General features: G+C 69.7%; 25 protein-coding genes and 1 pseudogene. 15 read left to right on the plus strand and 11 right to left on the minus strand.

Features of this window, described 5'->3' with window-relative positions:
• Positions 1-236 (minus strand): annotated as a pseudogene (locus ACFYP4_RS29165) (hypothetical protein); the annotation flags it as partial.
• Between the two features lie 693 nt (positions 237-929).
• On the opposite strand from ACFYP4_RS29165, the gene ACFYP4_RS29170 reads away from it, so the two are divergent.
• On the plus strand, positions 930-1,817 hold the full coding sequence (locus tag ACFYP4_RS29170; RefSeq protein WP_388789413.1) for an expansin EXLX1 family cellulose-binding protein: 888 nt from the start codon (positions 930-932) through the stop codon (positions 1,815-1,817).
• A 1-nt stretch (position 1,818) separates the two neighbouring features.
• Here ACFYP4_RS29170 and ACFYP4_RS29175 read toward each other — a convergent pair whose 3' ends face one another.
• Positions 1,819-3,021: a PP2C family protein-serine/threonine phosphatase gene (locus ACFYP4_RS29175; RefSeq protein ID WP_358850561.1), complete on the minus strand. Its 1,203-nt coding sequence runs from the start codon at positions 3,019-3,021 to the stop codon at positions 1,819-1,821.
• 128 nt (positions 3,022-3,149) lie between these two features.
• Positions 3,150-3,596 carry an ATP-binding protein gene (locus ACFYP4_RS29180; protein WP_358850562.1) on the minus strand — a complete coding sequence of 149 codons (447 nt, stop codon included), beginning with the start codon at positions 3,594-3,596 and terminating at the stop codon, positions 3,150-3,152.
• A gap of 243 nt (positions 3,597-3,839) precedes the next feature.
• Here ACFYP4_RS29180 and ACFYP4_RS29185 point away from each other — a divergent pair, with 243 nt between their 5' ends.
• Positions 3,840-4,205 carry an STAS domain-containing protein gene (locus ACFYP4_RS29185; RefSeq protein WP_358850563.1) on the plus strand — a complete coding sequence of 122 codons (366 nt, stop codon included), beginning with the start codon at positions 3,840-3,842 and terminating at the stop codon, positions 4,203-4,205.
• A 751-nt stretch (positions 4,206-4,956) separates the two neighbouring features.
• Here ACFYP4_RS29185 and ACFYP4_RS29190 read toward each other — a convergent pair.
• Positions 4,957-5,310: an ANTAR domain-containing protein gene (locus ACFYP4_RS29190; RefSeq protein WP_388789418.1), complete on the minus strand. Its 354-nt coding sequence runs from the start codon at positions 5,308-5,310 to the stop codon at positions 4,957-4,959.
• A 163-nt stretch (positions 5,311-5,473) separates the two neighbouring features.
• Here ACFYP4_RS29190 and ACFYP4_RS29195 point away from each other — a divergent pair, with 163 nt between their 5' ends.
• Both ACFYP4_RS29195 and ACFYP4_RS29200 read left to right on the plus strand, forming a co-directional pair.
• Positions 5,474-5,890: an SRPBCC family protein gene (locus tag ACFYP4_RS29195; protein WP_358850566.1), complete on the plus strand. Its 417-nt coding sequence runs from the start codon at positions 5,474-5,476 to the stop codon at positions 5,888-5,890.
• Entirely contained in the window at positions 5,890-6,336 is a 447-nt protein-coding gene (locus ACFYP4_RS29200) for a MarR family transcriptional regulator (RefSeq protein ID WP_358850567.1), read from the plus strand. The genes ACFYP4_RS29195 and ACFYP4_RS29200 overlap by 1 nt, the downstream gene beginning before the upstream one ends.
• A gap of 110 nt (positions 6,337-6,446) precedes the next feature.
• Here the strand turns inward: ACFYP4_RS29200 and ACFYP4_RS29205 are convergent, their stop codons facing one another.
• Complete coding sequence (locus tag ACFYP4_RS29205; RefSeq protein ID WP_358850568.1) at positions 6,447-6,899, minus strand: hypothetical protein; 453 nt, start codon at positions 6,897-6,899, stop codon at positions 6,447-6,449.
• Between the two features lie 378 nt (positions 6,900-7,277).
• On the opposite strand from ACFYP4_RS29205, the gene ctaD reads away from it, so the two are divergent.
• Both ctaD and ACFYP4_RS29215 read left to right on the plus strand, forming a co-directional pair.
• Positions 7,278-8,990: a cytochrome c oxidase subunit I gene (gene ctaD, locus ACFYP4_RS29210; RefSeq protein ID WP_358850569.1), complete on the plus strand. Its 1,713-nt coding sequence runs from the start codon at positions 7,278-7,280 to the stop codon at positions 8,988-8,990.
• A gap of 8 nt (positions 8,991-8,998) precedes the next feature.
• A complete protein-coding gene (locus ACFYP4_RS29215; protein WP_388789423.1) occupies positions 8,999-9,358 on the plus strand; it encodes a hypothetical protein in 360 nt (119 codons plus the stop codon).
• Positions 9,359-9,406: 48 nt separating this feature from the next.
• Here ACFYP4_RS29215 and ACFYP4_RS29220 read toward each other — a convergent pair whose 3' ends face one another.
• From ACFYP4_RS29220 to ACFYP4_RS29230, 3 genes are all read right to left on the minus strand, one after another.
• Positions 9,407-10,210 (minus strand): hemolysin III family protein, encoded by an 804-nt coding sequence (locus tag ACFYP4_RS29220; protein WP_358850571.1) that lies wholly within the window; start codon positions 10,208-10,210, stop codon positions 9,407-9,409.
• 62 nt (positions 10,211-10,272) lie between these two features.
• The gene (locus ACFYP4_RS29225) at positions 10,273-10,605 is read right to left on the minus strand and encodes a MerR family transcriptional regulator (RefSeq protein ID WP_358850572.1); all 333 of its coding nucleotides are present in this window, start codon (positions 10,603-10,605) and stop codon (positions 10,273-10,275) included.
• Between the two features lie 850 nt (positions 10,606-11,455).
• Positions 11,456-12,439, minus strand: a complete 984-nt coding sequence (locus ACFYP4_RS29230; protein WP_358850573.1) for a glycosyltransferase family 2 protein — start codon at positions 12,437-12,439, stop codon at positions 11,456-11,458.
• A gap of 104 nt (positions 12,440-12,543) precedes the next feature.
• Between ACFYP4_RS29230 and ACFYP4_RS29235 the strand changes: the two genes are divergently transcribed.
• The 3 genes from ACFYP4_RS29235 to ACFYP4_RS29245 all read left to right on the plus strand — a co-directional run bounded on the left by ACFYP4_RS29235 (position 12,544) and on the right by ACFYP4_RS29245 (position 16,600).
• Complete coding sequence (locus ACFYP4_RS29235; protein WP_388789428.1) at positions 12,544-14,544, plus strand: GtrA family protein; 2,001 nt, start codon at positions 12,544-12,546, stop codon at positions 14,542-14,544.
• A gap of 218 nt (positions 14,545-14,762) precedes the next feature.
• Positions 14,763-16,235 (plus strand): GAF domain-containing SpoIIE family protein phosphatase, encoded by a 1,473-nt coding sequence (locus ACFYP4_RS29240; RefSeq protein ID WP_358850575.1) that lies wholly within the window; start codon positions 14,763-14,765, stop codon positions 16,233-16,235.
• Entirely contained in the window at positions 16,232-16,600 is a 369-nt protein-coding gene (locus ACFYP4_RS29245; RefSeq protein WP_358850576.1) for an STAS domain-containing protein, read from the plus strand. Before ACFYP4_RS29240 ends, ACFYP4_RS29245 begins: the two co-directional genes overlap by 4 nt.
• A gap of 206 nt (positions 16,601-16,806) precedes the next feature.
• Here the strand turns inward: ACFYP4_RS29245 and ACFYP4_RS29250 are convergent, their stop codons facing one another.
• Positions 16,807-17,358 (minus strand): GNAT family protein, encoded by a 552-nt coding sequence (locus ACFYP4_RS29250; RefSeq protein ID WP_358850577.1) that lies wholly within the window; start codon positions 17,356-17,358, stop codon positions 16,807-16,809.
• Between the two features lie 10 nt (positions 17,359-17,368).
• The gene (locus ACFYP4_RS29255) at positions 17,369-18,583 is read right to left on the minus strand and encodes a hypothetical protein (RefSeq protein WP_358850578.1); all 1,215 of its coding nucleotides are present in this window, start codon (positions 18,581-18,583) and stop codon (positions 17,369-17,371) included.
• A gap of 574 nt (positions 18,584-19,157) precedes the next feature.
• Here ACFYP4_RS29255 and ACFYP4_RS29260 point away from each other — a divergent pair.
• From ACFYP4_RS29260 to ACFYP4_RS29285, 6 genes are all read left to right on the plus strand, one after another.
• The gene (locus ACFYP4_RS29260; RefSeq protein ID WP_358850579.1) at positions 19,158-19,793 is read left to right on the plus strand and encodes a hypothetical protein; all 636 of its coding nucleotides are present in this window, start codon (positions 19,158-19,160) and stop codon (positions 19,791-19,793) included.
• Positions 19,794-20,074: 281 nt separating this feature from the next.
• Positions 20,075-20,347, plus strand: coding sequence for a hypothetical protein (locus ACFYP4_RS29265; RefSeq protein ID WP_358850580.1), 273 nt, complete (start codon positions 20,075-20,077; stop codon positions 20,345-20,347).
• Positions 20,348-20,561: 214 nt separating this feature from the next.
• Positions 20,562-21,368, plus strand: coding sequence for a hypothetical protein (locus ACFYP4_RS29270; RefSeq protein ID WP_358850581.1), 807 nt, complete (start codon positions 20,562-20,564; stop codon positions 21,366-21,368).
• Positions 21,369-21,380: 12 nt separating this feature from the next.
• Entirely contained in the window at positions 21,381-22,925 is a 1,545-nt protein-coding gene (locus tag ACFYP4_RS29275) for a B12-binding domain-containing radical SAM protein (RefSeq protein ID WP_358850582.1), read from the plus strand.
• Positions 22,922-23,572, plus strand: a complete 651-nt coding sequence (gene tmk / locus ACFYP4_RS29280; RefSeq protein WP_358850583.1) for a dTMP kinase — start codon at positions 22,922-22,924, stop codon at positions 23,570-23,572. The genes ACFYP4_RS29275 and tmk overlap by 4 nt, the downstream gene beginning before the upstream one ends.
• On the plus strand, positions 23,569-24,012 hold the full coding sequence (locus ACFYP4_RS29285) for an NUDIX domain-containing protein (RefSeq protein WP_358850584.1): 444 nt from the start codon (positions 23,569-23,571) through the stop codon (positions 24,010-24,012). Before tmk ends, ACFYP4_RS29285 begins: the two co-directional genes overlap by 4 nt.
• 92 nt (positions 24,013-24,104) lie before the next feature.
• Here the strand turns inward: ACFYP4_RS29285 and ACFYP4_RS29290 are convergent, their stop codons facing one another.
• Positions 24,105-25,277 (minus strand): glycosyltransferase, encoded by a 1,173-nt coding sequence (locus ACFYP4_RS29290; protein WP_358850585.1) that lies wholly within the window; start codon positions 25,275-25,277, stop codon positions 24,105-24,107.
• Positions 25,278-25,506 lie beyond the last annotated feature (229 nt).

The following is a 25,506-nucleotide window of genomic DNA, read 5'->3' on the forward strand; positions in this document are numbered from 1 at the left end:
CAGTCGTCACCACCGACAGCAGCCAGCAGGCCGCCACCGGTGTGCATGCCGCCCTTGGGCTTGTCGTGCTTGCTGCTGTCGTGCTCGTCGTTGTCGTACTTGTCCTCGTGGTCGCTGCTGTAGGAACGGTCGTCCTTGTCCCAGTCGCCGGTGCTGGAGGCGTAGGCACCGGGGGCCGCGATGGCGAGCGCTGCCGTGACAGTGGCCGCGGCGAGGAGAGTGCGAGCAGAACGCATGAAAAGATCCTTCCGTCGCAGCTGGCGTCAGCTGACGTACTGTCGGCTGTGGTACCGCAGCGGCGATGTGGCCACTGTCAGCCAGGCACAGGACGCTCACCACTCGGGCGCGTATCCGGGTGACGACCTGTCCGGTGAACGGGCGAAGCACGGTCGTGCTTCAAGCGCTGCCGTGTGCCGTGAACAGGGCGCGTTCTCCGCCGGACCGGGTTCCCTCGGGTGGACCGTGGAAGTCACCCTGACCGACGGCGACCGGACCGCCTTCTCCCGCCTCACCGGGAAGGTGGCGGGACAGCCCCGGCCGCGCAACGAACTGGCCCTCGTCATCCGGGACTCGAACCGGCTGCTGGCCAGCCCCGCCGTTCTGGAGAAGATAACCGGCCCCAGGATCGCGGTCGCCCTGAATCTCACAAGAAGAACGAGGCCCGCTTCATCGCCCAGGCCCTGGGGGCCCCGTCCTGACCGGGGCGCCAGTGCCGGCTGAGGCTGTCCGCGCGTTCTCGAAGGGTCACGACGCCGGGCGGTGCGGGACGACGGAGCCGGTGTCCCGACGGCGCCGGGGCAGGAGCCGGTCGGCGGCAACCTTCGGGCCTGCGGCGGCCACTGAGGAGTGCAACACTTCGCTCTTCGGAATGGACGGACATGCAGGAAACACGGCCGGCTGCGCGGCACCGCAAGCAAAGACCCGGGCTGATGAGGGGCATCACCGCGGCGTTGGCCGTGGTGGGTGTGCTGGTCTGGGTGGTGGTGGCCGTGCGGCCCGGCGGCAAGGCCGACGCCGGGCGGGACACGGCGGTGTCCGCCGCCGTCTCCCGGGGCAGCCTCCCGCCGGGACCGCCGACGCCCGAGCCGTCCGGCGCCTCGCCGAGCAGCACGCCTTCCACGGCCGTCCCGAAGGCTTCCAGGACCCCTTCGAAGGTGCGGACGTCGGCGGCCCCACGGAGGGCTCCTGCCACCTCGGTGCCGGCCGGGCGGATCCGGCCCGAGGTCACCTATCGAGGCGTCGCCACGGTCTACCGGGCCGGGACCGGGGACGGCGCCTGCTCGTACGGGCCGAGCGCCGACATGATGATCGCGGCCATGAACACCGCCGACTACGAGACCTCCAGGGCCTGCGGGGCACACGTGCTCGTCCGCGCGGCGAACGGGGCCTCCGTCACGGTCCGGATCACCAACGAATGCCCCCTGCCCTGCGCACCCGGCCAACTCGACCTCAGCGAACAGGCCTTCGCCAAGCTGACCGCCCCCTCCACCGGCCGGATCGCGATCACCTGGAGCCTCCTGAGCCCCGGCAGCGCCGGCACGATCTCCCTCCGCTACAAGACCGGCTCCAGCCCCTACTGGTGCGGCATCCAGGCCATCGGCCACCGCAACCCGCTGGCCCGGCTGGAGGTCCGCACCGGCAGCGGCTGGCGCCGGCTCGCCCGCACCGACTACAACTACTTCCTCTCCCCCGACGGCGGCGGGTGCGGCAGCGCGATCCGGATCACCGACATCTACGGAGAACGACTGACCGTCGACGGGATCGCTCTGCGGCCGGAAGCCGTGCAGCCGACACGCGTGCAGTTCGCGAGGCACTGAGTCAGCTGTCGGCTCCGGCGTTCGCGCGGCGCCCCGCGGGCTGGGGGCCGTGCCAGTCCAGGCACAGGACGGTGGCGTCGTCCTTCACGTCGCCGTCGCAGGCGTCGGAGACCGCGGCGACCAGAGTGCGTACGACCTCGCGGGGGTGTTCGGCCGCGGTCTTGCGCATGAGGCCCGGCAGGTCGACGGTCCGGGCCTGACGTTCCTGCATGCCGTCGGTGTAGAGCACGAGGCGGTCGCCGGGACGCAGGTCGAGATCCTGCACCTGGTAGGGGCCCTGCCCCACGACGCCGAAGGGCAGGTTCACCGTCAGGCGCAGTTCCTCGACCGCGCCGTCGCGCAGCCGCAGCGGCCCGGGATGGCCGGCGTTGACGAGCTGGGCACTGGTCCCGTCCAGGGAGATGCGCAGCAACTGGCCGGTGGCGAAGGTGCGTCTGCCGTGGTCGAGGAGGGCCTGATGGATCTGGCGGGCCTGCTCGGCGAGGTCGGCCCCGGCGCGGCGGGCGCCGCGGGAGGCGTTGACCAGGAGGGTCGCCATGAGGGAGGCGTCGACGTCATGCCCCATGGCGTCGGTGACGGACAGGTGTACGGCGTCCTGGTCGAGGCTGTAGTCGTAGGTGTCGCCCGCGATGTCGGAGGCCGGGACCAGGGCGCCGGCGAGAGCGAACTCGGCGGCCTCGCAGGAAGGCGCCGAGGGCAGCAGCTGGCGCTGGATCTCCGCGGCCAGGCGGACCGTGGTGGTGCGGTTGCCCCAGTGGTAGAGGTCGGTGAAGCGGCGGTCGGTGACGATGATGTACGCCAGCGCGTGCGCGGCCTCTTCCACCTGCCGCAGGACATCCGGTGTGACGTGGGTGAGGAAGAGTTCGAGGACACCGACGGCGTCACCGCGGTTGGTGACCGGGGCGAGCACCCGCCAGCCCTCCTCACCCTGCGGTGCCTTCATGAGTTTCTGGGTGCGCAGGACGTCGTCGTACACACTGCTGCCGGCCAGGGGGACCTGTTCGGCCTGGCGCTCCTGCCGGGTCTGTCCCATGTCGTGGACCCGCAGCAGGCGTCGGCCGACGACGTCGACGAACAGGAATGACACGTAGCGTGCGCCGAACCGTTCGCGCAGGTGACGCGCCACTGCGTCGAGAGAACGTACCGGCGCGGCGTCCTCCGCCTGCGCCAGCACCTCGGCCAGTGCCATCCGATCCCGCTCCACGGTCGCCTCCCTCGGGTCACCCACTCTCCTTCCCCCTGATGCGCGAGGCACGACTGCGGACGTGGTCCACCGGCCGCTCCCAGGGGGGTACCGCCTGCGATGGCGGAGAGAGCTGGTCCCGAGGCTCGTCAGGCCGGGCTGTGAGCGGCGGCGCCGCCGGGGGTGTCGGACAGGGCGATACGGGCCGTGATGCGCTTGCCGGCCGGCTCCTGCTCGATGTGGAGGCTCACGGCGACCGCCTTGACGATCTCCAGTCCGTGCTGGCCGATCCGGGCGGGATCCGGGGCGCGGGCGGCGGGAACCGTGGGGTCGCTGTCGCGCACCACGACGTCCACGGCGTCCGCGGTGAGGCGCAGCTCCAGCAGGACGGGACCGGGGGCGTACTTGCGGGCGTTGGTGACCAGCTCGCTGACCACCAGCTGGGTCAGGTCCATTGCGCGCGCCGACACGGTCAGGTGGTGCTCTGTGCGGGCCTGTTCGAGGAAGGCGGCGGCGTGGTGGCGGGCGTCGGCGATACAGCCGTCGTCCTCGCCCAGGACATGCCCGGCGTCCATCAGGTAGGTGCCGGGCGTCATACGGCCGTCCCCATAGGCGTGACTCCCGCAGCCGTCGTCCTCATTTACCGCTCATGTGCGCATCGGTACCCGCCATGCCGATGCATACACCACACAGGCCACTCGGGCATTCTCCACAGGTCCGCCCGGGCGCATCCTGCGGGCGTGGTGGGGCAGAATCATCCGCGCACGCCCGACCCGGGCAGGCCCGGAACGCAGCGCACGCCCGACCGCGGGCAGGCCCGGAACGCAGTCGAGGAGCCAGTGACCAACACCCCGAAAGAGAAACGGCCGGACCGGCTGTCCGTCACGCACCGCGAGGTCGACGGCATCCAGGTCGTGGCTCTGCACGGCGAAGTGGACCACGACGTGCAGGACGTCTTCAGCCGGGCCCTGCTCGCCGGTGAGGACCGGGCGCCGCTTCGGACCGTGGTGGACCTCAGCGGCGTGACCTTCATGGACTCCAGCGGCATCAACGTCATCGTCGCCGCGCACCGCCGGGCGGCCGGCGCCCGGGGATGGCTGCGCATCGCCGGCGCCCAAGGGTTCGTGCTGCGGGTCCTGCAGATCGTCGGCCTCGACGACCTCATCCCCTGCCACCCCACCGTCGAGCAGGCGCTGACCGCCTGACCCGCGGCCCGCCCGCTCGCGCCGGCGGCAGGCCGGCTGCCCGAACTCCGCCCGCGGGCCTGCTGATCGGGCGCGCAGCGCGCTCGAGCCCTGGCCGACCGGGCCCTGGCCGACCGCTCCCCCGGTGTTCTCACCATCCGCCCACACTGTGCCGTGCATCTGTCTCTGCGGTGAAGACTGGCACGGAGCTGCAGGGGAGGCGCTCGTCCGGGGTACCCATGCGGACCCGGCACGTGACGTACATGACGCAAGGCGGACCTGATGGACCAGACCTTATACAACGGACCGCCCGCACCCTCCCCGGTGGAACCGGCACCGCCCGCCTGCGCAGCCTACGACGGGGCCACGTCGTGCATCGGTGCCGCGCGCCGCTTCGCGACCGCCTACCTCCACCGCATCCACACCGAGCAGCGGACTCCGCTCACGCGGCGAGCGGTCGGGACGGCGCAGCTGGTGGTCAGCGAGCTGGTCACCAATGCCTGTGCCGGTACGCCCCCGGCCCGCTGCGCCTGGACCTGCGTCACCTCCGGCACAGCCTGGAGATCACCGTCTGGGACACCGCCGCCGCCCTGCCCACGGCTCACGCGCCCGACCCCAGCCGTATAGGACGGCACGGGCTGGAGATCGTCCTGGCCGTCTGCGCGCACTACGACGTGCAGCCGACGTCCGGGGGCAAACGCACCACCGCCGTCCTGGCCCTCACCGATCCCCCGGCCGGGCGCTGACCGCCTGACGCGCGCCCTGTCCGCGGTCAGTGGCGGTCCGGCCGCCCGGACCGAGCGTCCTGCCGGCAGGCGCGCTGCCGCACGGCTGTCCTGAGGCCCTGCTCCATCCGCCCCGGCAGGGGTTCGCCCAGCGCCCAGCGGATCACCGCCTCGGCGATCGTGTGCAGCTTGGTGTTGGTGCGCTGGGAGATTTCGCGCAGGATCTCGAACCCGGCCGCCGGCCGGAACCGGTACACGGCGGTCAGGACGCCGATGGCCTGGTCGACCACCGCGTGCGAGGCGACGGCGTGCCGCAGTTGGGCGTTCTCCGCCTCCAGGCGGGCGATCGCCGGGTCACGCGGGCCGTCGGCGTGAAGCTGCCGTTCACGGGAGGTCGTCATGACGGGTCTCCATACAAGGGCGAGGTCTCCCGTACGCCTGCCCGCCCGGCGGGACGCCAAGGCACCTTCTGTGCAGCACGGAGATCACATGCGGGCGGCCACTCGACAGATAGTCTTCGCGTAGATAATCTATGGACACATCATCCGGTCGAGGAGGCCCCGCATGTGGAAGTACGAGCACAGCATCGAGACCAGCGCCACCCCTGAGTCGATCTGGCGGCTCTGGGCCGACGTCGAGAACTGGGGCGCCTGGAACGCCGAGATCGAGAAGATCGAGATCAGCGGACCGTTCGCGGCAGGCGGCCGCATCACGATGACGCCGCCGGGGGACGACCCCGTGCTGCTGCGCATCGCCGAGGTCGTCGAAGGCGAACTGTTCGTCGACGAGGCCTCTTTCGGTGATCTGCTGCTGCGCACCACCCACCGGATCGACCGGATCGGGCAGGGACGCAGCCGGGTGGTGTACCGGATGGAGATCACCGGCACCGGCGCGGACGAAGCCGGCCCCCAGATCGGCCCGGGCATCACCGCCGACTGGCCCGACACCATGGCCTCGCTGGTCGAGCTGGCGCTGCGCTGATGCCGCTCAGCCCCGGCGAAAGCCCCGGATTCCTGCTGTGGCACGCCACCCTCCGCTGGCAGCGCGACATCGCCGCGGCCCTGGCCCCGTTCGATCTCACCCACGTGCAGTTCGTGCTGCTCGCCTGCGCCTGGTGGCTCAACAGCCAGGGCGAGCATCCGAACCAACTGGCCCTCGCCCGCCAGGCCGGTACCGACGTCAAGATGACCTCCCAGGTCCTGCGCACCCTGGAACGCAAGGGACTCGTCACGCGTGAGGTCGACCCGGCGGACACCCGGGCCAAGCGGCTGCGCGTCACCGACGCCGGAGCCGATCTGGCCCCCCGCGCCATCGCCGCCGTGGAAGGCGTCGACGCGCAGTTCTTCCGGCCGGTGCCCTTCGACGACGCGGTGGCCCTGCTCGGACGCCTGGCCCGTCCCGAACCGGGACGGGCCGACGGCGCGTGACGTAGCGTCAAGGCCTGCGGGAGACGCCCGGGGGCGTCCTGCCGGTCGGGCCGAGCCCGGGGGGTCGGTCCCGCCGCGGTGCCCGGTCCGTTCGGACGACCGGTTCTGTGTCACCCGCTGAGACCGGATTCGTGTTCCGTGCCGGGCCGCTGCGGCCGGCGCTCCGGAAGCCGTGTGACCGCGGCGCCCACGGCCAGCCCGAGCGTGACACCGACGGCGGTGGTGACGGTCTTCGTCCACGCCCCGTCCAGGGAGCCGGGCAGGAGTGCGTCGGCGAGGGGGCTGGTGACCCCCAGGACGGCCAGTGCGGACAGTGCGGCCGGCCAGCGGTGCCGTACCCCCTCGCTGATGTCGTCGACGACGTGGAAGAAGAGCATCAGCGCCATGAGGTCGCTGCCGACGAACTCGTCGTCCCGGCCGAGCGCTGTGAGCCCGGCCCCGAGAGCGAGCGTCAGCAGCCAGAGGCAGACCAGTCGCCGGACGGGCGTGGGCGGCGCCCGCCGCACACCGGGCGGGCTCCGGAAGAACCGTGTGACGCGCTGGACGACCGCGTACTTTTCCATGACTCGTGTCCCGTTCCCCCGGGGCGGCCGGCTCCTGCCGGCTCTCGCTACCAGGACGCACACGAGCGGGCCGCGGTTGTGGTGAAGCGCCGGCCGGCTCGGCAGAACGCCAGGAGCCGGGTCGTCCGGTCGAGTGGGCCGGACGGGTGCGGGTGTTGGATCCGTGCGCGGAAAACCGCCGGCCGGGCGCGCTCAGGTCCCGCCCCGGGATGGATGGATCATCCATTCGGCCCAAAAACGCCGATGTCAGGCGGTGGTGACGGTTCAACAGGAGTAATTTCCCGGGAGTTGGTCACGCACTGCCCGACCGAAGCCGGTGGGGCAGGTGCTCCACCGGCCCACCCCCCACTGCACCGGTCGTGCCGATTGAAGGATCTGATGGCGACCCTCACCGAACCCGTTGCGCCCGTCCCGGCGGCCGAGCGCCGCAGCCGCGGCCGGGTGATCGTCTCCTGGCTGACCACGACCGATCACAAGAAGATCGGTCACCTCTACCTGATCACCTCGTTCGCGTTCTTCCTGATCGGAGGCGCGCTGGCGATGGTGATCAGGGCCGAACTGGCCCGGCCGGGACTGCAGATCCTGTCCTCGGAGCAGTACAACCAGTCCTTCACCATGCACGGCACGATCATGCTGCTGCTGTTCGCCACCCCGACCTTCGCCGGGTTCGCCAACGCGATCATGCCGTTGCAGATCGGCTCCCCCGATGTCGCCTTCCCGCGGCTGAACATGCTCTCCTACTGGTTCTTCGCCTTCGGCGGGCTGATCGTCATGTCCAGCTTCCTCACCCCTCAGGGTGCCGCCGACTACGGCTGGACGGCGTACACCCCGCTCAGCGGCGGAGAGCGCAGCCCCTACGTCGGCGGTGACCTGTGGGTCATGGGGCTGGCGCTGGCCGGCTTCGGCACGATCCTGGGCGCGGTCAACTTCATCACGACGATCATCTGTATGCGCGCGCCCGGCATGACCATGTTCCGCATGCCGATCTTCACCTGGAACGTGCTGCTGACCTCGGTGCTCGTCCTGTTCGCCTTCCCCGTTCTGGCGGCTGCCCTGTTCGCGCTGGAGGCGGACCGCAAGTTCGGTGCCCACGTCTTCGACCCCGAGAACGGCGGGGCCATCCTGTGGCAGCACCTGTTCTGGTTCTTCGGACACCCCGAGGTGTACATCCTCGCGCTGCCCTTCTTCGGCGTGATCACCGAGATCATCCCCGTCTTCGCCCGCAAGCCGATCTTCGGTTACATGGGTCTGGTCGGCGCCACGATCGCCATCTCCGGGCTGTCGGTCACCGTCTGGGCCCATCACATGTTCGCCACCGGAGCGGTCCTGCTGCCGTTCTTCGCCTTCATGACCTACCTCATCGCCGTCCCCACCGGCGTGAAGTTCTTCAACTGGATCGGCACCATGTGGAAGGGCTCACTGTCCTTCGAACCACCCATGCTGTGGGCCGCCGGGTTCCTCGTCACGTTCCTCTTCGGCGGCCTGACCGGCGTCATCCTCGGCTCGCCGCCGCTGGACTGGCATGTGACGGACTCCTACTTCGTGGTCGCCCACTTCCACTACGTCCTCTTCGGCACGATCGTCTTCGCGATGTTCGGCGGGTTCAGCTTCTGGTGGCCGAAGATGACCGGCACCATGCTCGACCACCGTCTGGAGAAGATCCACTTCTGGACCCTGTTCGTCGGCTTCCACACCACGTTCCTGGTGCAGCACTGGCTGGGCGCCGAAGGCATGCCGCGCCGGTACGCCGACTATCTGGCGGCCGACGGCTTCACCGCTCTGAACACGATCTCCTCCATCGGCGCGTTCCTGCTGGGCCTGTCCACCCTGCCGTTCCTGTACAACGTGTGGAAGACCGCCCAGTCCGGCAAGCGCATCGACGTGGACGATCCCTGGGGCTTCGGCCGTTCCCTGGAGTGGGCGACCTCCTGTCCGCCGCCGCGCCACAACTTCGTCACCCTGCCCCGGATCCGCTCCGAGTCCCCGGCCTTCGACCTGAACCACCCCGAGCTCGCCGAGATCGAACACCATGCGAACGCCGGCCAGCGCGACGCCGTCGAGCCGGACGGGCACAAGGGCGAACCGGGGTGAGACACGGCATGCGCAAGGAGCCCAAGGACGACCGAAGCGAGCTGGCCAACACGATCGAGGGCTACCTCCTGGTCCGCACCCACCAGGACCAGGCGCGCCGCGAAGCCGAGGACCTCTGCGCGCGCCTGCCCTGGCTGACCGGCGCCCAGGCCGAAGACGTCACACGCCACTACCTCCACCAGCGCGTCGACCTCACCCGCCGGCTCCTCCAGGACACCGTCGAGCGGGCCGGCCGGCTACGGCAGGAGTACGAGGAGCGCTACGCGGACCTGCGCCGCAGTCTCCTCAGACGCCATGCCGTGTGCGCCACCGCCCTCGTGGCGTGCACCAGCGGGATCGGCGTCCTGGCGCTGCTCTTCAGCCGCTGACACACCGCCGGAACGACGCGCCCGGGGGGCGCGCCGCGCCGGACGCGGTCACGCGGCTGCCAGGACGATGGCGGTGTAGTGCGCGGAGAAGGCGGCGATGGTCAGGGCGTGGAAGACCTCGTGGAAGCCGAACCAGGCCGGTGAGGGGTCGGGGCGCCTGAGTCCGTAGACGACGGCGCCCGCGGTGTAGAGCAGGCCGCCGACGATGACGAGGACGACGACCGCGGTGCCGCCGGTGCGCGCGAAGTCGGGCAGGTTGAAGACGGCCACCCAGCCCAGGGCGATGTAGCAGGGCGTGTACAGCCACCGGGGAGCGCCGATCCACAGGATGCGGAAGGCGATGCCCGCCAGGGCGCCCGCCCACACCACGGTCAGCAGCACCAGTTGCCGGCCCGCGGGCAGCAGCAGTACCGCCAGCGGGGTGTAGGTGCCGGCGATGATCAGGAAGATGTTCGCGTGGTCCATCCGTCGCAGGACCGCCTCCCCGCGCGGACCCCATGTGCCGCGGTGGTAGACCGCGCTGGTGCCGAACAGCAGGCAGGCCGACACCGCGTACACCGAGCAGGCCGCCACTGCCGCGGCCGAACGTGAGACGGCGATCAGGACGATGCCGCCGACCAGCGCGAGGGGGAACACCCCGGCGTGCAGCCAGCCGCGCATCCTCGGCTTCAGCGCGGCCGCCGCGCGCTCCACCCCGCCTTCCGGACCGACGGCCGGCTGCCCGGAGGCAGGCCGGCCGGCTGTGCCGGAAGGCGCGTCGACCGCCGGGGTGCGCAGGGTGTCGGGCGTGGTGCCGGGGCGGGAGGATGACTCCCGTCCGTGTGCCGGCGGCTGAGTGTCTTCGGCGATCATGCGCTCATATTCTGGAATGTTGGCGGACGGGAGCGGCCGGGCGCGCTGCCGCGGGCCGCGGGTCAGAGGGCGGCCGTCTGCCGGGATGCGGTGCGGCGGTGTTCGGCGTTGAGGCGCTGGGCTTCCTCGAGCTGGTCCTCGAGGATGACGATGCGGCAGGCGGCCTCGATGGGGGTCCCCTGGTCGACGAGTTCCCGGGCGCGGGCGGCGACACGCAGTTGGTAGCGGGAGTAGCGGCGGTGGCCGCCTTCGGAGCGGAGCGGGGTGATGAGGCGGGCTTCGCCGATGGCGCGCAGGAAGTTGGGGGTGGTGCCGAGTATTTCGGCGGCCCGGCCCATGGTGTAGGCGGGGTAGTCGTCGTCGTCAAGACGGCTGAATGAATCGTCTGCTGTCATCTCGCCTCTCTGGGGCGCACGTTGAGGGGCCTTGGTGCCGTACCGGCACCAAGGCCCCGAAGGAACTGCTACACCATCTGCCGGCCTCAGTACTGCGCCGGCCTACTGAGTCCGCGGCCGCCCTGTACGGGACGGGGATGCGGGGATCGCGAATGCGTGACCGGAGACCACCTCACTGTCGATGTCCTGCGGTACCCGGGCCTACGTCTTGCGCCCGGGCGATCCGATGGTGCTCAACTCCTCCGTTCTTCCCTCTGAATCAATCACTTGCACTTGCCAAAACCGGTACTGCGTACTGCTGGTGTTGCTGGTATTGCTGGTATTGCGAACCACTGGCACTGCGTACTGCTTGTCCTGCCAACTACTGGTACTGCGAACTACTGGTACTGCGAACTACTGGTACTGCGAACTGCTGGTGGCCTGGGAGAAGCGCCACTCTCCGGCAGCCAGCCCCGTCGCCCGTCCTGCGTCTGCTCTGGCTTGGAACCCCACTGCCGGACTTCCCGGTACGCGCGCCCGCAGCCGACGCCTTTACCGAGGTGCTGCATCAACTTCACTGCTGGATACCGCGAACTGCACTTGCGGGTACTGCCACCGCATCAACTGCGGTCCTGCTCATGGCGGCCCCTGATCACTGCGGGCCACCCGGTCCAGCAGTCAGTCCCGTCACCGTCCAGCGAAAACCCTGGGCTCCGGAACTCCACCACCGCACCGAACTGCGAACTGCTTCCCGGCAGTTCATCCCTGCCGGGCTTTCTCGATCTCGACTACGAGAGAAACCATACCCATGCCGCCATCCAATGTCTACTCCGGCCAGCATAGATTTTCGTTGGTCGCGGAGGCCCCGGATTCAGGGCCGGGTGAGCCGGCTCGGCGTGGCGTCCGCGAGAGTCACCGGCACGAAGTCCGCGCTGCGCAGGGGTGCGGAGTAGCCGAGGTGGGCGAGGCTGGCCTGCTCCTGGCGCATGTGCATGAACGATTCCAGGATGTAGCCGACGAGCAGGACCAGAACCGCGATGATCATGATCGATGCGGCGAGCACGGCGGTGGGCAGGCGCGGCACGGTGCCGGTGCGGGTGAACTCGAGGACGACGGGCAGGCCCAGGGCGAGCGCGACGACGGTGAGCAGGCCGGCGATGACGGCGTGGAACTGGGAGGGACGCTGCCTGCGGGCCAGCCCCAGGATGAGCCTGAGGATGCGCCAGCCGTCGCGGTAGGTGCGGAGCTTGCTGACGCTGCCCGCGGGCCGGTCCTTGAAGCCCACTTCCATCTCGGCGGTGGGGAGCCGCAGGCTGAGCGCGTGGACCGTCATCTCGGTCTCGGTCTCGAACTCGCGGGACAGGGCGGGGAAGGACTTGACGTAGCGGCGGGAGAAGACGCGGTAGCCGCTGAGCATGTCGCTGACGTCGTTGCCGAAGAGGGTGCGGACGGCGCCGGTGAGCAGCTTGTTGCCGGCGGCGTGACCCGCGCGGTACGCGGTCTCCACGCTCTCGCGGCGGGCGCCGACGACCTGGTCGTAGGGGCCCTCGAAGAGGAGGTCGACCATTTCGCGGGCCCGGGAGGCGTCGTAGGTGTCGTCGCCGTCGATGATGAGCAGCGCGTCGGCGTCGACGTCGGCGAAGGCGCGGCGGATGACGTTGCCCTTGCCCTTGCGGGGTTCGTGCCGCACGACCGCGCCGGCCGCGCGGGCCTCGGCGACGGTGTTGTCGGTGGAGGCGTTGTCGTAGACGTAGACGGTGGCCTCGGGGAGGGCGGCGCGCAGGTCGCGCACGACCTTCCCGACGGCGGCCTCCTCGTTGTAACAGGGAACGACGCACGCGACGGTGGGGTTCATGGTCTTTCCTCGGCCTCTGTGCCGCCCTGGTGCCGGTCGATGCGCTCCCCCGCGAACGGCAGTCTGATTTGGTAGCTTTTGCGGCATACGTTACCTTCGGCGTCATGCTGCGGCCGACGGCTTGGATGCGACGTTCACCCGTGTGGATGCGGAGCGTCCGGCGCGAGGTCGCGGCCTTCGGCACCGTGGGCGCGCTCGCGTTCGTGGTGGAGACGGCGAGTTTCAACCTTCTCGCCTTCGGCCCACCGGGTGAGGGGTTGCTGCACGCCGTCCCGGCCGGCGCCTCGGCCCTCGCCACCGTGCTGGCCATGCTGGTCGGTTGGTTCGGAAACCGTCACTGGACCTACCGCGACCGCAAGGGGCCGGTCGATCCGCGTGAGGTGGCCTGGTTCGTCGGGGTGAACCTGGTGGGCCTCGTGATCACCGCCGCTCCCGTGTACGTGGCTCACCGGCTGTCCGGCTCTTCCTCGGCCCTGAGCGACAACGCGGCCCGCCTGACGGGATGGGCCGCGGCGACGTTCGTCCGCTTCACCGTCTACCGGGAACTCGTCTTCACTTCCCATCGAGAGGATCCCCCCGACGTGGCCGCATCGAGTCGCCGTGGTTCGGGAGTGTGGCGGGACGACCGGCTCTGGCCGGGGTTCCTGGCCCTGACGGCCGCGGTGTGCGGTTACCTCGTCTCCACCGTCTTCCATCCCGGCTTCCTCACCGCCGACAGCGTCGAACAGCTCCTCCAGGCGGAGGGCACGCGGCCGGTGACCGACTGGCATCCGCCGGTCATGGCACTGCTCTGGCGCGTCCTCATCCACACCACCGGCGCGCTCTCGGCGATGGCCGCCCTCCAGACGGCCGTGCTGTGGGGAACCGTGTGGGTGCTGGCCGTCGCCCTGTGGAAGCGGACGGGAAGCCGCCCCCTGTCGCTGCTGATGTTCGGGTTCGGGCTCGCACCGCACATCGCCAACTTCACCGGAGTGGTGTGGAAGGACGTCCACCTGGCCTACGCCCTGCTGGCCGTGTGCGCGATCGCCCTCCTCGCGCGTGAGCTGCCGCCGGGACACGACCGGGCACGCTGGGCCCTGCTCGTGCTGGGTCTGCTCTTCACGGCCTACGCCATCCTGGTCCGCAAGAACGCGTTGCCCGCCGCCCTGCCCGTCCTTCCGATGCTCGTGCTCGCCCTCTGGCCGGCACCCGGCAGGCGCCGGTGGCTCATCACCGCCGGTTCCCTGCTGGCCTTCACCGCGGCCGGCAGCGTGGCGGTCTCCTCGCTCACCCATCCGATGGCCGTCCGCCAGTACGCGCAGATCCCGCTGGACGACCTGACCCACGTGCTGACCCCACGAGAGGTACGGTCGGCCGCCGGGCAGGCGGGTGCCACCCCCTCGTTCCGCGACGACCTCGTGGAGACCGCGCGGACCTGCCGGACGAAGGGGATCCTGTGGGACGCGTACTTCACGTGCTACCCGCACCGCCCCGGTTACCGGGACACCGTCGGCCCGCACTTCACCGCCGACGAGGCGGACGTGCTGGTGAGGATGTGGGTGCAGCAGATGCCCGGCCGGGCCTCCGGTTACGCGGAGTACCGCGCCCGGACCTTCACCCGGCTGCTGTTCGAGGGCAATCTGCGCTACGCCGGCGGCACGTTCGGCGGCACCCCGGAGAACGTCAGGGTGGATCCGGCCCTCGACGCCCTCATGAGGTCCTACGTGACGGGTCTGGCCCGCGACGTTCCCTGGCTCTTCCAGGCATGGTTCTGGCTCGCCGTCGCGCTGGTCCTGACGTTGCGCCCAAGGTGGCCGGGGCCCTGGTCCAGGGAACTGCGCCTCCTCGGACTGAGTTCCGTGCTCTACATCACCTGCTACCTGCCGACCGCCCCGCAGGCCAACTACCGCTACGTGTACTGGCCCGCGTCGGCCGGCACGCTCGCCCTGATCCTGATCGCCGCGGCGGCACTCACCCGCCGCCGCGCCCTGCGCGCCGCGGAGCAGGCCCCGGACGGGGCCGCCGCGGACGCGTCGCCCACCCCGTCCGGTTCCCCCAGCGCGGCGGGGGTGGGCAACGGAAGGCCCGCAGCCGGGTCCCGGCTGCGGAAACGGGAGGCCGCGTAGCGGACCGGGAAGATGTCCACCTTCCGCGACACGGACGGCCCCGCGCCCGCGGGGTGCCGAGACGGACCTGAGCGGCTGCGGCTGTGGATCCGACCGGGCCGCAGCATCCGATCGAACATGCCGTAGGCCCTACGAAGCCCGTCGTCCGATCGGGTGCGCCGGCCGCGTTCGGTAGTGTTCCGAAGTGCTGGCTGTTCGGTCGGTGCCTTTCTGGGGGGATGAGCGAGACGAGGAACATGCCGGAACAAGCGAGCCCGCCTGCGATAGCACCGAGTGAGCGGTTGACCGCCTCGGCCGAGGTGGCGCGGATGGCGGCGGTGCGCCGTTACGACATCCTCGACACTCCGCCGGACGGCGCCTACGACCGGGTTGCGGCGCTGGCCGCGCGGCTGTTCGAGGTGCCGGTGGCGACGGTGACGATCGTGGACGAGGACCGGATCTGGTTCAAGGCCGCGCACGGACTGGAAGGTGTCAGCGAGATCGGCCGGGATCCGGGCCTGTGCGCCTCCGCGGTGCTGCGTGATGACACCACCGTCATCCCCGACACTTTGCTGGACCCGGCCGCCTGCTCCAACCCGCTGGTCACCGGCCCGATGGGAGTGCGGTTCTACGCCGCCGCTCCGATCATCACCGCGGACGGCCACCGCCTGGGCACGGTCAACGTCCTTGACACCCGCCCCCGCGAGATCAGCGAGGCCGATGCCTCCACCCTCGAAGACCTTGCCGCGGTAGTACGTGACCAGCTGGAACTTCGTCTGTCGGCGTTGCGGGCGGTACGCGCCGAGCAGGAGCGCCGTCAGGTGGAGGAAGAGGCCCGGCAGCGTGCCGAGCGGGACAGGATGGCCATCGCCGCGTTCGCCTCCACCTTGCAGCGCACCCTGGTGCCTCCCGCGCTGCCCGCGGTACCGGGACTCGAGCTGGCCTGCCACTACAAGACCGCCTCCCCGCAGGAGGTGGGCGGCGACTTCTACGACGTCTTCCCCATCGGCGGAGGCAGGTGGGCGTTCTTCCTGGGCGATGTGTGCGGCAAGGGCGCCGAAGCCGCCTCGGTCACCTCACTGACCCGCTACACGCTGCGGGCCGCAGCCCTCGTCGACGCGGACCCCACGGCCGCGCTCAAAGCCCTGAACACCGCGCTGCTGCTCGACCCGGCGGTCGGCACCCGCTTCTGCACCGCCGTCTTCGGCCTGCTCGACCCCGCCCGGGACGGCGGTTTCACGGTCACGCTGGCCACCGGCGGTCACCCGCCCGCCTACCACCTCAGCCCTGCCGAGGGCGGCGGTGTACGGGTCGAGGCGGCCCGTGTCAAGGGCGGCATGCTGGTCGGCGCGTTCGCCGAGGCTGCCTTCGCCTCACGCACCCTGCAACTGGCGCCCGGCGAGGGACTGCTGCTGTACACCGACGGGCTGACCGAGGCCCGCACCGCCGACGGCCACATGCTCGCCGATACCGGCCTTACCGACTTCCTTGCCCGACGACCGGCGCCGATCAGCGCAGGCACCCTGATCGACGACACCGTCGCGCTGTTGGACACACTCCCCGACACCGAACGCGACGACGTGGCGCTGCTTGCCCTGTCCGTTCCCACCGCGGACGCTGCTCCCGCCGGCATCACCACCACCGTTCACAGCGCCGCCGCCCCGACCGCACCCGCCGACGCCTCCGTCGGGCAGGAGATCCCGCGCCCATGACCGACGCATTCCACATCGACGTCCCGCACACCGACGGCACCCTGGCCGTGATCACGCTGTCCGGTGAATTCGACATCGCCGCCGCACCCGCCGTGCGGGCCCGCGCCCTGGAACTCATCGCGGCCGGACACCCCGACCTGGTCACCGACCTGTCCGGGGTCACGTTCTGCGACTCCTCGGGGCTGGGAGCCCTCGTCGGCATCTGGCGCTGCGCCAAGGACGCCGACGGCTCCCTGACCCTGGCGGCCATCCCCGACCGGCTGAGCCGCCTGCTCAGCGTCACCGGGATGGACACCTTCCTGACCCCCTACCCCAGCACCGAGGCCGCGCTCGCCGCCCGCCAGGGCAATCGCACCACCGCCTGAACATCCCGGCCTGGCTCCCCCGTGACGCCCGGGGGCTGTCTCTTCGACCCGCCCTGGTGGCGCCGGCCGCCCTGGTGGCGCCGGCGCCGCCGCGTGAAGGGCGGGCCCGGGGCAGCCGGTGGGCTTGAAGACCAGGCTGGAGACCATGAACAGAATGCCGGTTCCCCACAGTCTGGGGTTGCGTACTCCGCCCGGTCCCTGAAGGCTCAGGGACCGGGCTGGAACTCGCGATCGAGGATGGCGTGCACGACGGAGTCTCGCCACTGCCCCGCCTTAAGGACGTGCTCTCGGATGGTTCCCTCTTCGACCATTCCGGCGGCGCTCATAGCCTTGGCGGATGCCTCATTGAGGGGGGACCGCGCGCCCCATATGCGGTGCAGTTGCAGGTCGTTGAAACCGAAGGCGAGCAGGAGACGCACCGTCTCGACGCCGTAGCCCTGCCCCCACACGTCAGGGCGCAGCGCGAAGCCGAGGGTGGCTCCGCGCTGCTGGTGAGGATCGAGGGCCAGGCGGCCGAATCCGATCAGATCGGTCGTCTCATGCTCAATGACGGCGAGCGCGTACTCCGTGCGGGGCGCCACCGTGGCAGCCGCGATGGACCGGGCCACGATCTGCTGGACCTGTTCACGGTCGCGTGGCTCGAAGGAAAGGTGCTCCGTGGCTGCGGTGCTGCCATAAATGGCTAGCACCGCGTCCACGTCCCCGTGGGCGAGTTCCCGTAGACCAAGACGTGCGCTTGAGCGGGTGACGGGATGCATGCTCCGGACTTTACCCGCGGGGCAGCGCGGGCCGACTGGCGGGGAAGGCCTCGATCTCCGCGCGAAGTTCACGGGCGGCAACGGCCGTGCGGACAGAGCCGGTGGTCAGAGAGTTCCTGACGCGCATGGCCGAGACGATGATGCCGTTGTTGCGGTGGGAAGCCGGGAGTTCCAGTACGGGGCGGACGGCGGCCGCAGCGCCCTCCACGTCGCTGCTGTGGAGCCGGACGAGTGCGAGGTCGCACTGGCTGCCGGCGAGGTCGCCGAACGCCCAGTCCGGGTGATGGGGGTCGCTGAAGCCCTGCACGGCTTCCTCCGCCTGCACGGTCAGCTGCGCTCCGCCGTTCCCGAGGAGCGCCTGGGCCTCGACCGCGTAGTAGAGCTGCTTGGCGCGGGCGTAGTGGAAGAGGCCGCCGAGCTCGTCCAGGTCGTCCGGCACAGCTGTGTCGCGTCGGTCGGCTGCGTGCTGGTTCGCGGCGTGCACAGCTTCTTCGTTGCCGAGCACCGCGGCGGCACGCGCTTGAAGGCCGAGCAGCCACAGGCCCACGGTCCCACGAAGGTTAGCTGCGGTCTCCGCGCCCTTGGTGGCGTAGTGGTAGGCGTCCTCGGGCCTGTCCGCCCAGTACGCGATAAGCGACTTGAGGCCGTCGGTCAGGGCAATGAGACCAGGGTGTTCAGCGTCCCGGGCGCAGGCTGCGGCGACCCGGGTCATCGTCATGGCCTGATGCGGGACCTGCATGTCGTTGAAGCCTTTGGCGACCAGGAAGGACAGGATGGCGCCCGCAACGTTCAGGTCCCGCAGCTGTGACGGCCGCACCCTTCCGCCCTCCAGGAGGCGGAACACCTGCTCCTGTGTCTCCAGCAGGTCCGGCCACAGCGCCGACAGCGGCACACGTGGATACTCGGCAACCAGGCGCCGCACCTCGTCGTCCAGCACCCCGAGAGTGTCTTCACCCACCCGGTCACGGTCTGCCCCGAGAAGGAAGTCTTTCGCTCGTCGCACTGCCATCGCGCCCGTCCTTTTCATCTCGTCCAGGCCCACGCCGAGATCGGCGTGGGGTGCAAACGGTGACGTGCCTGCCTCAGGAACGAAATGCGGCGGGGCACCCTCCGGGACCTCGGTCCACAACTGCTCGATGCTGTGACCCAACATCTCGACGATGGCCGGCCGGAACACCCGCTGCGGCTTCCGCCCCTCGTAGACCCATCCCTCGACGGTCTTCACCGCAGGCTCGGCACCTCTCAGGTCCAGCCGTTGGGCGGCCTTCCGGTACTCCGCCAGTAAGTCTTCCGGGGTGCGTATACCGCGTAATTCGAGGGCGCTTCGGAAGAACAACACAGCTGCCTCCCCAGTCATCCGACGGCACGTCACTGATCCGACGGTAGAACGCCGTCCCAGTCGACTTGCCCCATACAGACGCTACTCAGTGGTTCCGAGGTAAGTCCGCGGAACGTCCGAGGAGATGCGTCATTCCTCTCCTCGACCCGAGGTCGGTTTGGGGGTAGATCCGTCTGCGCACGGTTGCAACGCTCGTCTCAGCCCTCGCAGAGAGTGCCTGACCGAGCACAATCGTGAATCTGGGAGTCTCCCTGTGAACCCGCGACCAACGCAGCGCAGAGACGCTGCTTTCCCCGCCTACAACGTGGAAGGGCTCAGCCTCGCCGCCTCTCCCCGGCCCTGCCACGAGACCGACGATGAGGGCTCCTCCGAGGGCCGCCCGGCGAGCTCCCCGCCCGTCCAGTCACTCACGGAGGAGGATGCGGACACTCTCCCGCGCTTCCGGTGGGAAGCGAAGCTGATGGCCGACCCGACGGCCGGATCCAACGTCCGGCTGCGGGCCCGGCCCCGGCTCAAGCAGCTCCCCCGCCGACGGCCAGACCAGGCACAGAGGCACCCCGACGCGGCCCCCGTAGGCTTCACACGCAGTCACGACTTCGTCGACCCGAGCGCCGTTGCGTCCGACATGGGAAACCTGGCCTCCCGGGTCCGGGCCCTGATGGCGCTCCAGCAACAGCAGGTATTGCAGCTCCCGTTAGGCGGCCGCTTCTTCGACATCGTCCTCACGGCGAGCGGCCCGCAGGCTTACGCCGTCATGGCGGTCATGGACAACATCCAGCACTCCGGCGAGGAATCCGCCGACGCGTGCGGGCCGGTGATCGAGGACCCCCAGCAGTCGTGGCTGATCTGGCTCGTGCCGCCGGGCACCAGCGAGCAGTGGGCACCGCACCGTTACGCGACGTGCCTCGGCCGGCCGTACCACGTCGCGCTGCCCGCCATAACGGCGACGGAGCCGCCCGGCCCCTATTGGCGGCGCCCCTGCCGCAGCGACCGGCTCGTCCCGCCGGCGTCCCTGCGCCAGATGCTCGACCAGTTCCAGCCCGGCCCTGCGCCCCACGAAGCGCTCCTCGGGTCCATGTTGAGCACGATCTCCTGATCTCCGCGTGCGGCCCCGGCGCTGCGCCTCGGCCCTCGGTCGCATGCGGACTCCACTGCCTGCCGCCGGGAACCTCCTCCCCCCTCGGCGGCAGGGCCAACACCGCGAGGGATCCACGCCGTGACCACAAGTCACAGTCCAGAGCTCCTCGACTCTCCCGCCTACCGGAGCCTGGTGCGGCTCCGCCGACGGTACGAGCGAGAAGTAATCGAAGCCTCACTCGGGCGGTCCGCGTCGCTCCGTACGTACTTGCCACGTCCTGCGCCGAGCGGCGTGCGGACTTGGATTCGATCGAGGAACACGTGCGGCAGGTGGGATGGCGAATCACGCGCAGCAGTTTCGCGGACGTCGGGCAGCCTCCACCGGTCGCCGAGCGGTGCGGTTTCGGAGAGGCCTTCCGGTACGCCGCATCGGGCTTCGCGCACGGCATCGTCGCGATCAGCCGGGCAGTGATCACCGCAGATGACGAGGCGTACCGGCACCTGCTCAACCAGTTGCACAACTGCCGTGTGTTCCTGTCCTACCTCCCAGCCGAGGTGGATCCGCCTAGCTGACCTCTCGCTGCTACGCCTTCTCCACCCGCATCCTCATGGGCGGCTACGTGCACGTCGTACGGCGCAGCACGGACGACTGGTACAGGCCGTTCAACAGGACCGAATCTGGCTCGGCGGCGCCCCGTCGACGATCGCTTTACACAGCCGGGCGCGCGGCACCCCCGTGACGCGAGAGGCTACGGCGCACCATCCGTACCACGACGAGGAGCACACCATGACCGGCGTCCTGACGACCGATCACCCCGCCTGGACCGTGACCGAGAACAGTGGTCGCGCGCGAGCCGTGCGCACCACGTCCGGTGACTGGGTTCTGACATGGGACCGCGAAGGCCTGCGCATGGCGTGCGTCAACGGCACGGAGGACGTGAAGCCCACGGTCGTCTCCACCGACCCCGCACACCTGCCCGACGCCCTCCCAGCCGCACTCAAGAACGGACTCGAAGACCTCGGCCCCACGCAGCGTCTGGCCAACCCCTGGCTGTGGGACGCCATCAGCACCGCCGTCCTGCGCCAGGTCGTACGCGCCGGTCAGGCCCGCAAGCTGTACCGGACGTGGTGCCAGATGTACGGCACCCGCATTCACAGCGCCCACGGTGAACTGTTCATCGCCCCAGACCCCGATCGGGTGCTGGCTCTCGACGACGACCAGTTCCAAGCCGTTGGCGCGAAGTTCCACAGCAGCGCCCTGCGGGCCGCCGCCGTCCACTACTCCCGGCACTGCGATTCCTGGCGGCTGATGGACGCCGGCAACCTGGCCGCAGCCCTGACGTGCATCCCCCGCATCGGCCCGTGGACCGCGTCCGCGGCCGTCGCCGACTACACGGGCGACTTCAGCATCTATCCGCACGACGACCTGGCCGTGCGTACCTGGGCCGCGCACATCGCGCCCGATCACGACTGGCCCGGCAAGAAGGATCCGGCCTTCCGCTCGATGTGGACCGGCTGGGCCGGCCAGGACGACCACACCGCCCTGCACACCCTGACCCTCTCCACCCTCTCGTGGGGTGCCCATGCCCAATGACCTGGAGGATCCATGCCGCCGTTACCGCTGATCACAGGTGCCGATCCGGCACGCGCGCTCGACGCGCTGTTCGTGAATGCGCCGCTACGCGACTACGACCAAAGGCCTCGGACCAACGACTACACGCTGCCCGTACTGGGGATGGCCTACATCGCCACCTACGCACAGCAGGCAGGTTTCAACGTCGGGGTGCTCGACGCGGAAGCGCATGGTCTCGGGATCACGGAGGCTGCGAAGATCGTCAACGAGGCGCAGCCGCGGTGGGCAGCGCTGAACCTCCTCGCTCCCACCTACGAGATGTCCGCGCGCATCGCGGCCGCCCTGGCCCCGACGATCGCCCTGATGGCCGGGGGCCACCACGCCAAGGCCATGCCGGATCGTGTCCTTGCCGATCTACGCATGGCCAACCTGCGGGCTCTCGTCCTCGGTGAGGGGGAGCTCCGGGTCGCCGCTCTCCTGGAGGATGAACGGCGCCGCAGTGAACTGCCCGGCGTGGTGTGGCGCGATCGGCTGCTCGGGACCCGGGCGACCGGCATCCCGGCGAATCGGAAGCTGAGCGCGCAGATGCTCGGCCCGGACATCAACGCGCTCCCGTACGTCAACCGCGCGTTCCTCCCGCAGGACCCGTACCCTGCCGCTCCCACGGAGACCGATCGGCGCCTTGCGGTCAGCCGGGGCACTGCGCTCCTGCGGCGCGCAGCTGGTGCCGGGCACACGGAGGCGAACATCGTCGGCAGTCGCGGGTGCCCCTACAACTGCACGTTCTGCGGAGCGGCAGTCAGCGCCAATCCGGACGTCATGATCCGGGTCCGGGACCCCGAGGACATCATCGGGGAGCTCGACATGCTGCACGACGAGTACGGCGTCACGGCGTTCCGGTTCGTCGATGACCTGTTCCTCGGCGTGGGCCGCGTCATCGAGGAGCAGATGGAGGCTTTTACCCGCCATCGCATCGGCGATAGGTACGTGTGGGACGCCACCGGCCGTATCAACGTCCTTGACCGGGTCTCCGACAGTGCACTGGACCAGCTCGTCGCCAACGGCCTTCGGGAGGTCGCCCTCGGTATCGAGTCGGGCAGCGACCGCATCCTCAAGGCAATGGACAAGCGCATCAACGCCGAGATGACCGAGCGCGTCGCCCGCCGTCTGGTCGAGCACGGCATCGGCGTGAAGGGCTACTTCATCCTCGGCTTTCCCGGCGAGACGCAAGAAGACCTGGACGCCACCGTCCGCCACATCCACAACTTGTGGCGTATCGCCGACAACGCTCCCGGTGACGTCCGCGCCAGCGTGTTCGAGTTCCGCCCCTATCCGGGCACGCCCGTGTGGAAGACGCTCATCGACGCCGGCCACGAGCCCGACACGCTCCTCGCGTACAGTGACGTCGACCTGACCGGAAACGGCGCCGACGAGTCAATGCGTCAACGCGACGAGTTCAATTTCAGCGTCGGCATCCAGTTCGGCGACGTCCCCCTCTCCCAGGTCCGCTCCACCCTGGCCACGCTCACCCGCGAGCAGCACGAACGCAGCCACGCGACGCAGGGGGCCGCGGCGTGACGCAGCAGGGGCTGTTCGTCAGCCTCGACGGACCCAGCGGCGTAGGAAAGTCCACCACTATCGAGGCCCTGCACCGAGAGCTGACCGGCCGGGGCGTAGCCGTCCACCAGACCGCAGAGCCTTCCCAGAGCAAGCTCGGCACCTTCACCCGCGAGAACGCCAACGAGATTCACGGGCGCGCCCTGGCCTGCCTGGTCATGGCCGACCGATACGCACACATCGAGCACGACATCCGTCCTTCGCTCGCCACCGGCGACACGGTCATCTGTGACCGCTACATCGCCTCCACACTCGTCTTGCAGCGGCTCGACGGGGTACCGCTGGACTTCCTGCTCGCCCTAAACGACGACGTGCTACCGCCGGACCTAGCCGTCATCCTGACCGCATCGCCCGGCCGCATCACAGACCGGATAGCCAAGCGCGGCGTCCGACACCGGTTCCACCTCGACCCCACTCTGCCCGGCCGGGAGGTCGAGCTGTACGTCGAAACGGCTCGACTCCTCAAGGCGAGGAACGTACGCGTGCTGGTCCTCGACACCAGCAACGCCACTCCATCGGATGCCGCGTCCGCAATCGCCGACGCACTGCCCGCTCCGTCGGTACCGTCAGCAACCACCCCGAAGCCAACCACCCCTCAGGGAACATGAATCCGCAGCCCGCGACACCAGTCATCGACACCCACGTCATCGTCCGCGACGGCGAGAAGATCCTTTTCTCCCAGCGAGGCGGCCCCTACGGCTACGGCCGTTGGCACATGCCCTCGGGCAAGCTCGACAAGGGGGAATCCCTCAGCGCCGGGGCCGCACGCGAGCTGCTGGAGGAAACCGGGATCACGGTCGACCCACACGACCTTCGGTTGGTGCATGTGGTACACCACCAGCAGAACGACAACGTGGAGCGGATCGGGTTCTTCTTCGAGGCCACCCGGTGGAGCGGCGAGCCCGTCAACCGCGAGCCGGCGAAGTGCCTCGGACTGGAATGGTTCAGCGAACATGATCTGCCCGCCGACATCATCGAGTATCCGAAGGAAGGACTCCTCGGGTATCTGAAGGACGCCCACGGATTTTCAGAGCACGGCTGGGAGTAGCCCGGCCGGACACGGCGGCTCCAGATCCCGGCACCTGCGGGACCGGAGCCGCCGTTCGTATGAGCGCACCCGCTGGGCGCCGGTGCGCCCCGCTAGCGGTACAGCAGGGCGAAAAGGTACTCCCAGCGGCTCACCACTTCGTCCGGGGAGAATCGTCGAATGCTCCTTCGCGCCTGGTCCCCCATGCGGTGACGCAGGTCCTGGTCGCAGATCATCCTGTCCAGATGCTGCGCGAACACACGGGTGTTGCCTGCCGGTGCGATGAGCCCGTCCTCGCCGTCCGTGATGATCTCCCGCACTCCGGGACTGACGTCGAAGGCCACGCACGGCACGGCTGCCGCCATTGCCTCCATGAGCGCCAGGGGAAAGCCCTCCCCCCGGGACGGAAGCGCGAAGACCGAGCTTTCGCGCAGCGCCCCGAGTACGTCGCCGGTGCGGCCCTTCCATTCCACCGAGGCGGTGATTCCCAGCTGCGCCGCCTGCTTCTTCAGGGCTTCTTCCTCCGGGCCCGCGCCGTAGATCGACAGCGTCCAGGAAGGATGGCCCGAGGCGATCTCGACCCAGGAATCGAGAAGCAGGTCCACCCCCTTCTCCTCATGGAGCCGCCCGATGCTGACCACGCGCTGTTCAGTGCGCCCGGAAGGGACTTCGGGAAAGAACGGAAGGGGGTTCGGCATGCAGCCCGCATTGTTCATGCCCTGGCGAATCCACAGGTCGGCGTCCTCACGGGTGAGAGCCAGCATCCGGTCCACATCCTTGTAGAACCGCTTGACCCGGTGGAAGCGGGAGGACTTGCGGCACGTCTCGAACGACTCGTGACTCATGCCGATGACCGGCAGCCCGCACGTATCGGAGAGCGCCACCCACTCCATGGCCCAGACCTGCGTGACGACGATTACGGCCCCGGGCCGCGCCCTGCGGAACAGCGCGGTGAGCTTGGCGGACTGCTCGCGCATGCCCGCCTCCCGCACGGCCCGGCGGCGCCGCTCGCGCACATCGAGCGTGCCTGCCGGTCCGCGCCGGGCCGCAGCGGCTCCCGGGTGGACGTCGTACAGCGTGACAGTGTCGTACGGCAGGCTGTCACCCAGATCAGCGCGTTGGTCCTCGGGAGCGGGCACGACGCCGATCACATGAACGGCGTGTCCCCGCTGTGAGAACAGGCGGGCCATCTGATGCACCCAGCTGGTGACGCCCCCGGTCTCGTCCACGTTGTTGGAGACGAAGAAGATCTCGCGGGGAGACGTCGGGGCATGCGCTTCGGTCATTCTTCATCCTGTCACCACGGAAAGAGGTCCGCGAAAGAGCGTCGCAGCGGGCGGATTCCTCACGGAAAGAGGATGTTCATGGTGACCTCGGACGCGGGTCCCCGCCCGTACCGCCGCCGTACGCGGCGGGTCGCGGTGTCCTGAAGGACGCCGTGCGCCCCTAAGGGCTGGCTGGAAAGAAGAAAAGGCAAGGAGATTTCTCTCCTCGCCACTCTCAACTTATAGCGCA

This window comes from Streptomyces sp. NPDC005551, from assembly GCF_042871785.1.
Taxonomy (GTDB): domain Bacteria; phylum Actinomycetota; class Actinomycetes; order Streptomycetales; family Streptomycetaceae; genus Streptomyces.

Bases quoted from the DNA above. Each gene is read 5' to 3' on its own strand.
- ACFYP4_RS29290 (WP_358850585.1), bottom strand. From the start codon at position 25,277: ATGACCGAAGCGCATGCCCCGACGTCTCCCCGCGAGATCTTCTTCGTC.
- ACFYP4_RS29220 (WP_358850571.1), bottom strand. From the start codon at position 10,210: ATGATCGCCGAAGACACTCAGCCGCCGGCACACGGACGGGAGTCATCC.
- ACFYP4_RS29170 (WP_388789413.1), top strand. From the start codon at position 930: ATGAGGGGCATCACCGCGGCGTTGGCCGTGGTGGGTGTGCTGGTCTGG.
- ctaD (WP_358850569.1), top strand. From the start codon at position 7,278: ATGGCGACCCTCACCGAACCCGTTGCGCCCGTCCCGGCGGCCGAGCGC.
- ACFYP4_RS29250 (WP_358850577.1), bottom strand. From the start codon at position 17,358: ATGCATCCCGTCACCCGCTCAAGCGCACGTCTTGGTCTACGGGAACTC.
- ACFYP4_RS29275 (WP_358850582.1), top strand. From the start codon at position 21,381: ATGCCGCCGTTACCGCTGATCACAGGTGCCGATCCGGCACGCGCGCTC.
- ACFYP4_RS29240 (WP_358850575.1), top strand. From the start codon at position 14,763: ATGAGCGAGACGAGGAACATGCCGGAACAAGCGAGCCCGCCTGCGATA.
- ACFYP4_RS29260 (WP_358850579.1), top strand. From the start codon at position 19,158: ATGGCCGACCCGACGGCCGGATCCAACGTCCGGCTGCGGGCCCGGCCC.
- ACFYP4_RS29190 (WP_388789418.1), bottom strand. From the start codon at position 5,310: ATGACGACCTCCCGTGAACGGCAGCTTCACGCCGACGGCCCGCGTGAC.
- ACFYP4_RS29215 (WP_388789423.1), top strand. From the start codon at position 8,999: ATGCGCAAGGAGCCCAAGGACGACCGAAGCGAGCTGGCCAACACGATC.
- ACFYP4_RS29235 (WP_388789428.1), top strand. From the start codon at position 12,544: ATGCTGCGGCCGACGGCTTGGATGCGACGTTCACCCGTGTGGATGCGG.
- ACFYP4_RS29225 (WP_358850572.1), bottom strand. From the start codon at position 10,605: ATGACAGCAGACGATTCATTCAGCCGTCTTGACGACGACGACTACCCC.
- ACFYP4_RS29245 (WP_358850576.1), top strand. From the start codon at position 16,232: ATGACCGACGCATTCCACATCGACGTCCCGCACACCGACGGCACCCTG.
- ACFYP4_RS29285 (WP_358850584.1), top strand. From the start codon at position 23,569: ATGAATCCGCAGCCCGCGACACCAGTCATCGACACCCACGTCATCGTC.
- ACFYP4_RS29195 (WP_358850566.1), top strand. From the start codon at position 5,474: ATGTGGAAGTACGAGCACAGCATCGAGACCAGCGCCACCCCTGAGTCG.
- ACFYP4_RS29200 (WP_358850567.1), top strand. From the start codon at position 5,890: ATGCCGCTCAGCCCCGGCGAAAGCCCCGGATTCCTGCTGTGGCACGCC.
- ACFYP4_RS29205 (WP_358850568.1), bottom strand. From the start codon at position 6,899: ATGGAAAAGTACGCGGTCGTCCAGCGCGTCACACGGTTCTTCCGGAGC.
- ACFYP4_RS29270 (WP_358850581.1), top strand. From the start codon at position 20,562: ATGACCGGCGTCCTGACGACCGATCACCCCGCCTGGACCGTGACCGAG.
- ACFYP4_RS29180 (WP_358850562.1), bottom strand. From the start codon at position 3,596: ATGACGCCCGGCACCTACCTGATGGACGCCGGGCATGTCCTGGGCGAG.
- ACFYP4_RS29230 (WP_358850573.1), bottom strand. From the start codon at position 12,439: ATGAACCCCACCGTCGCGTGCGTCGTTCCCTGTTACAACGAGGAGGCC.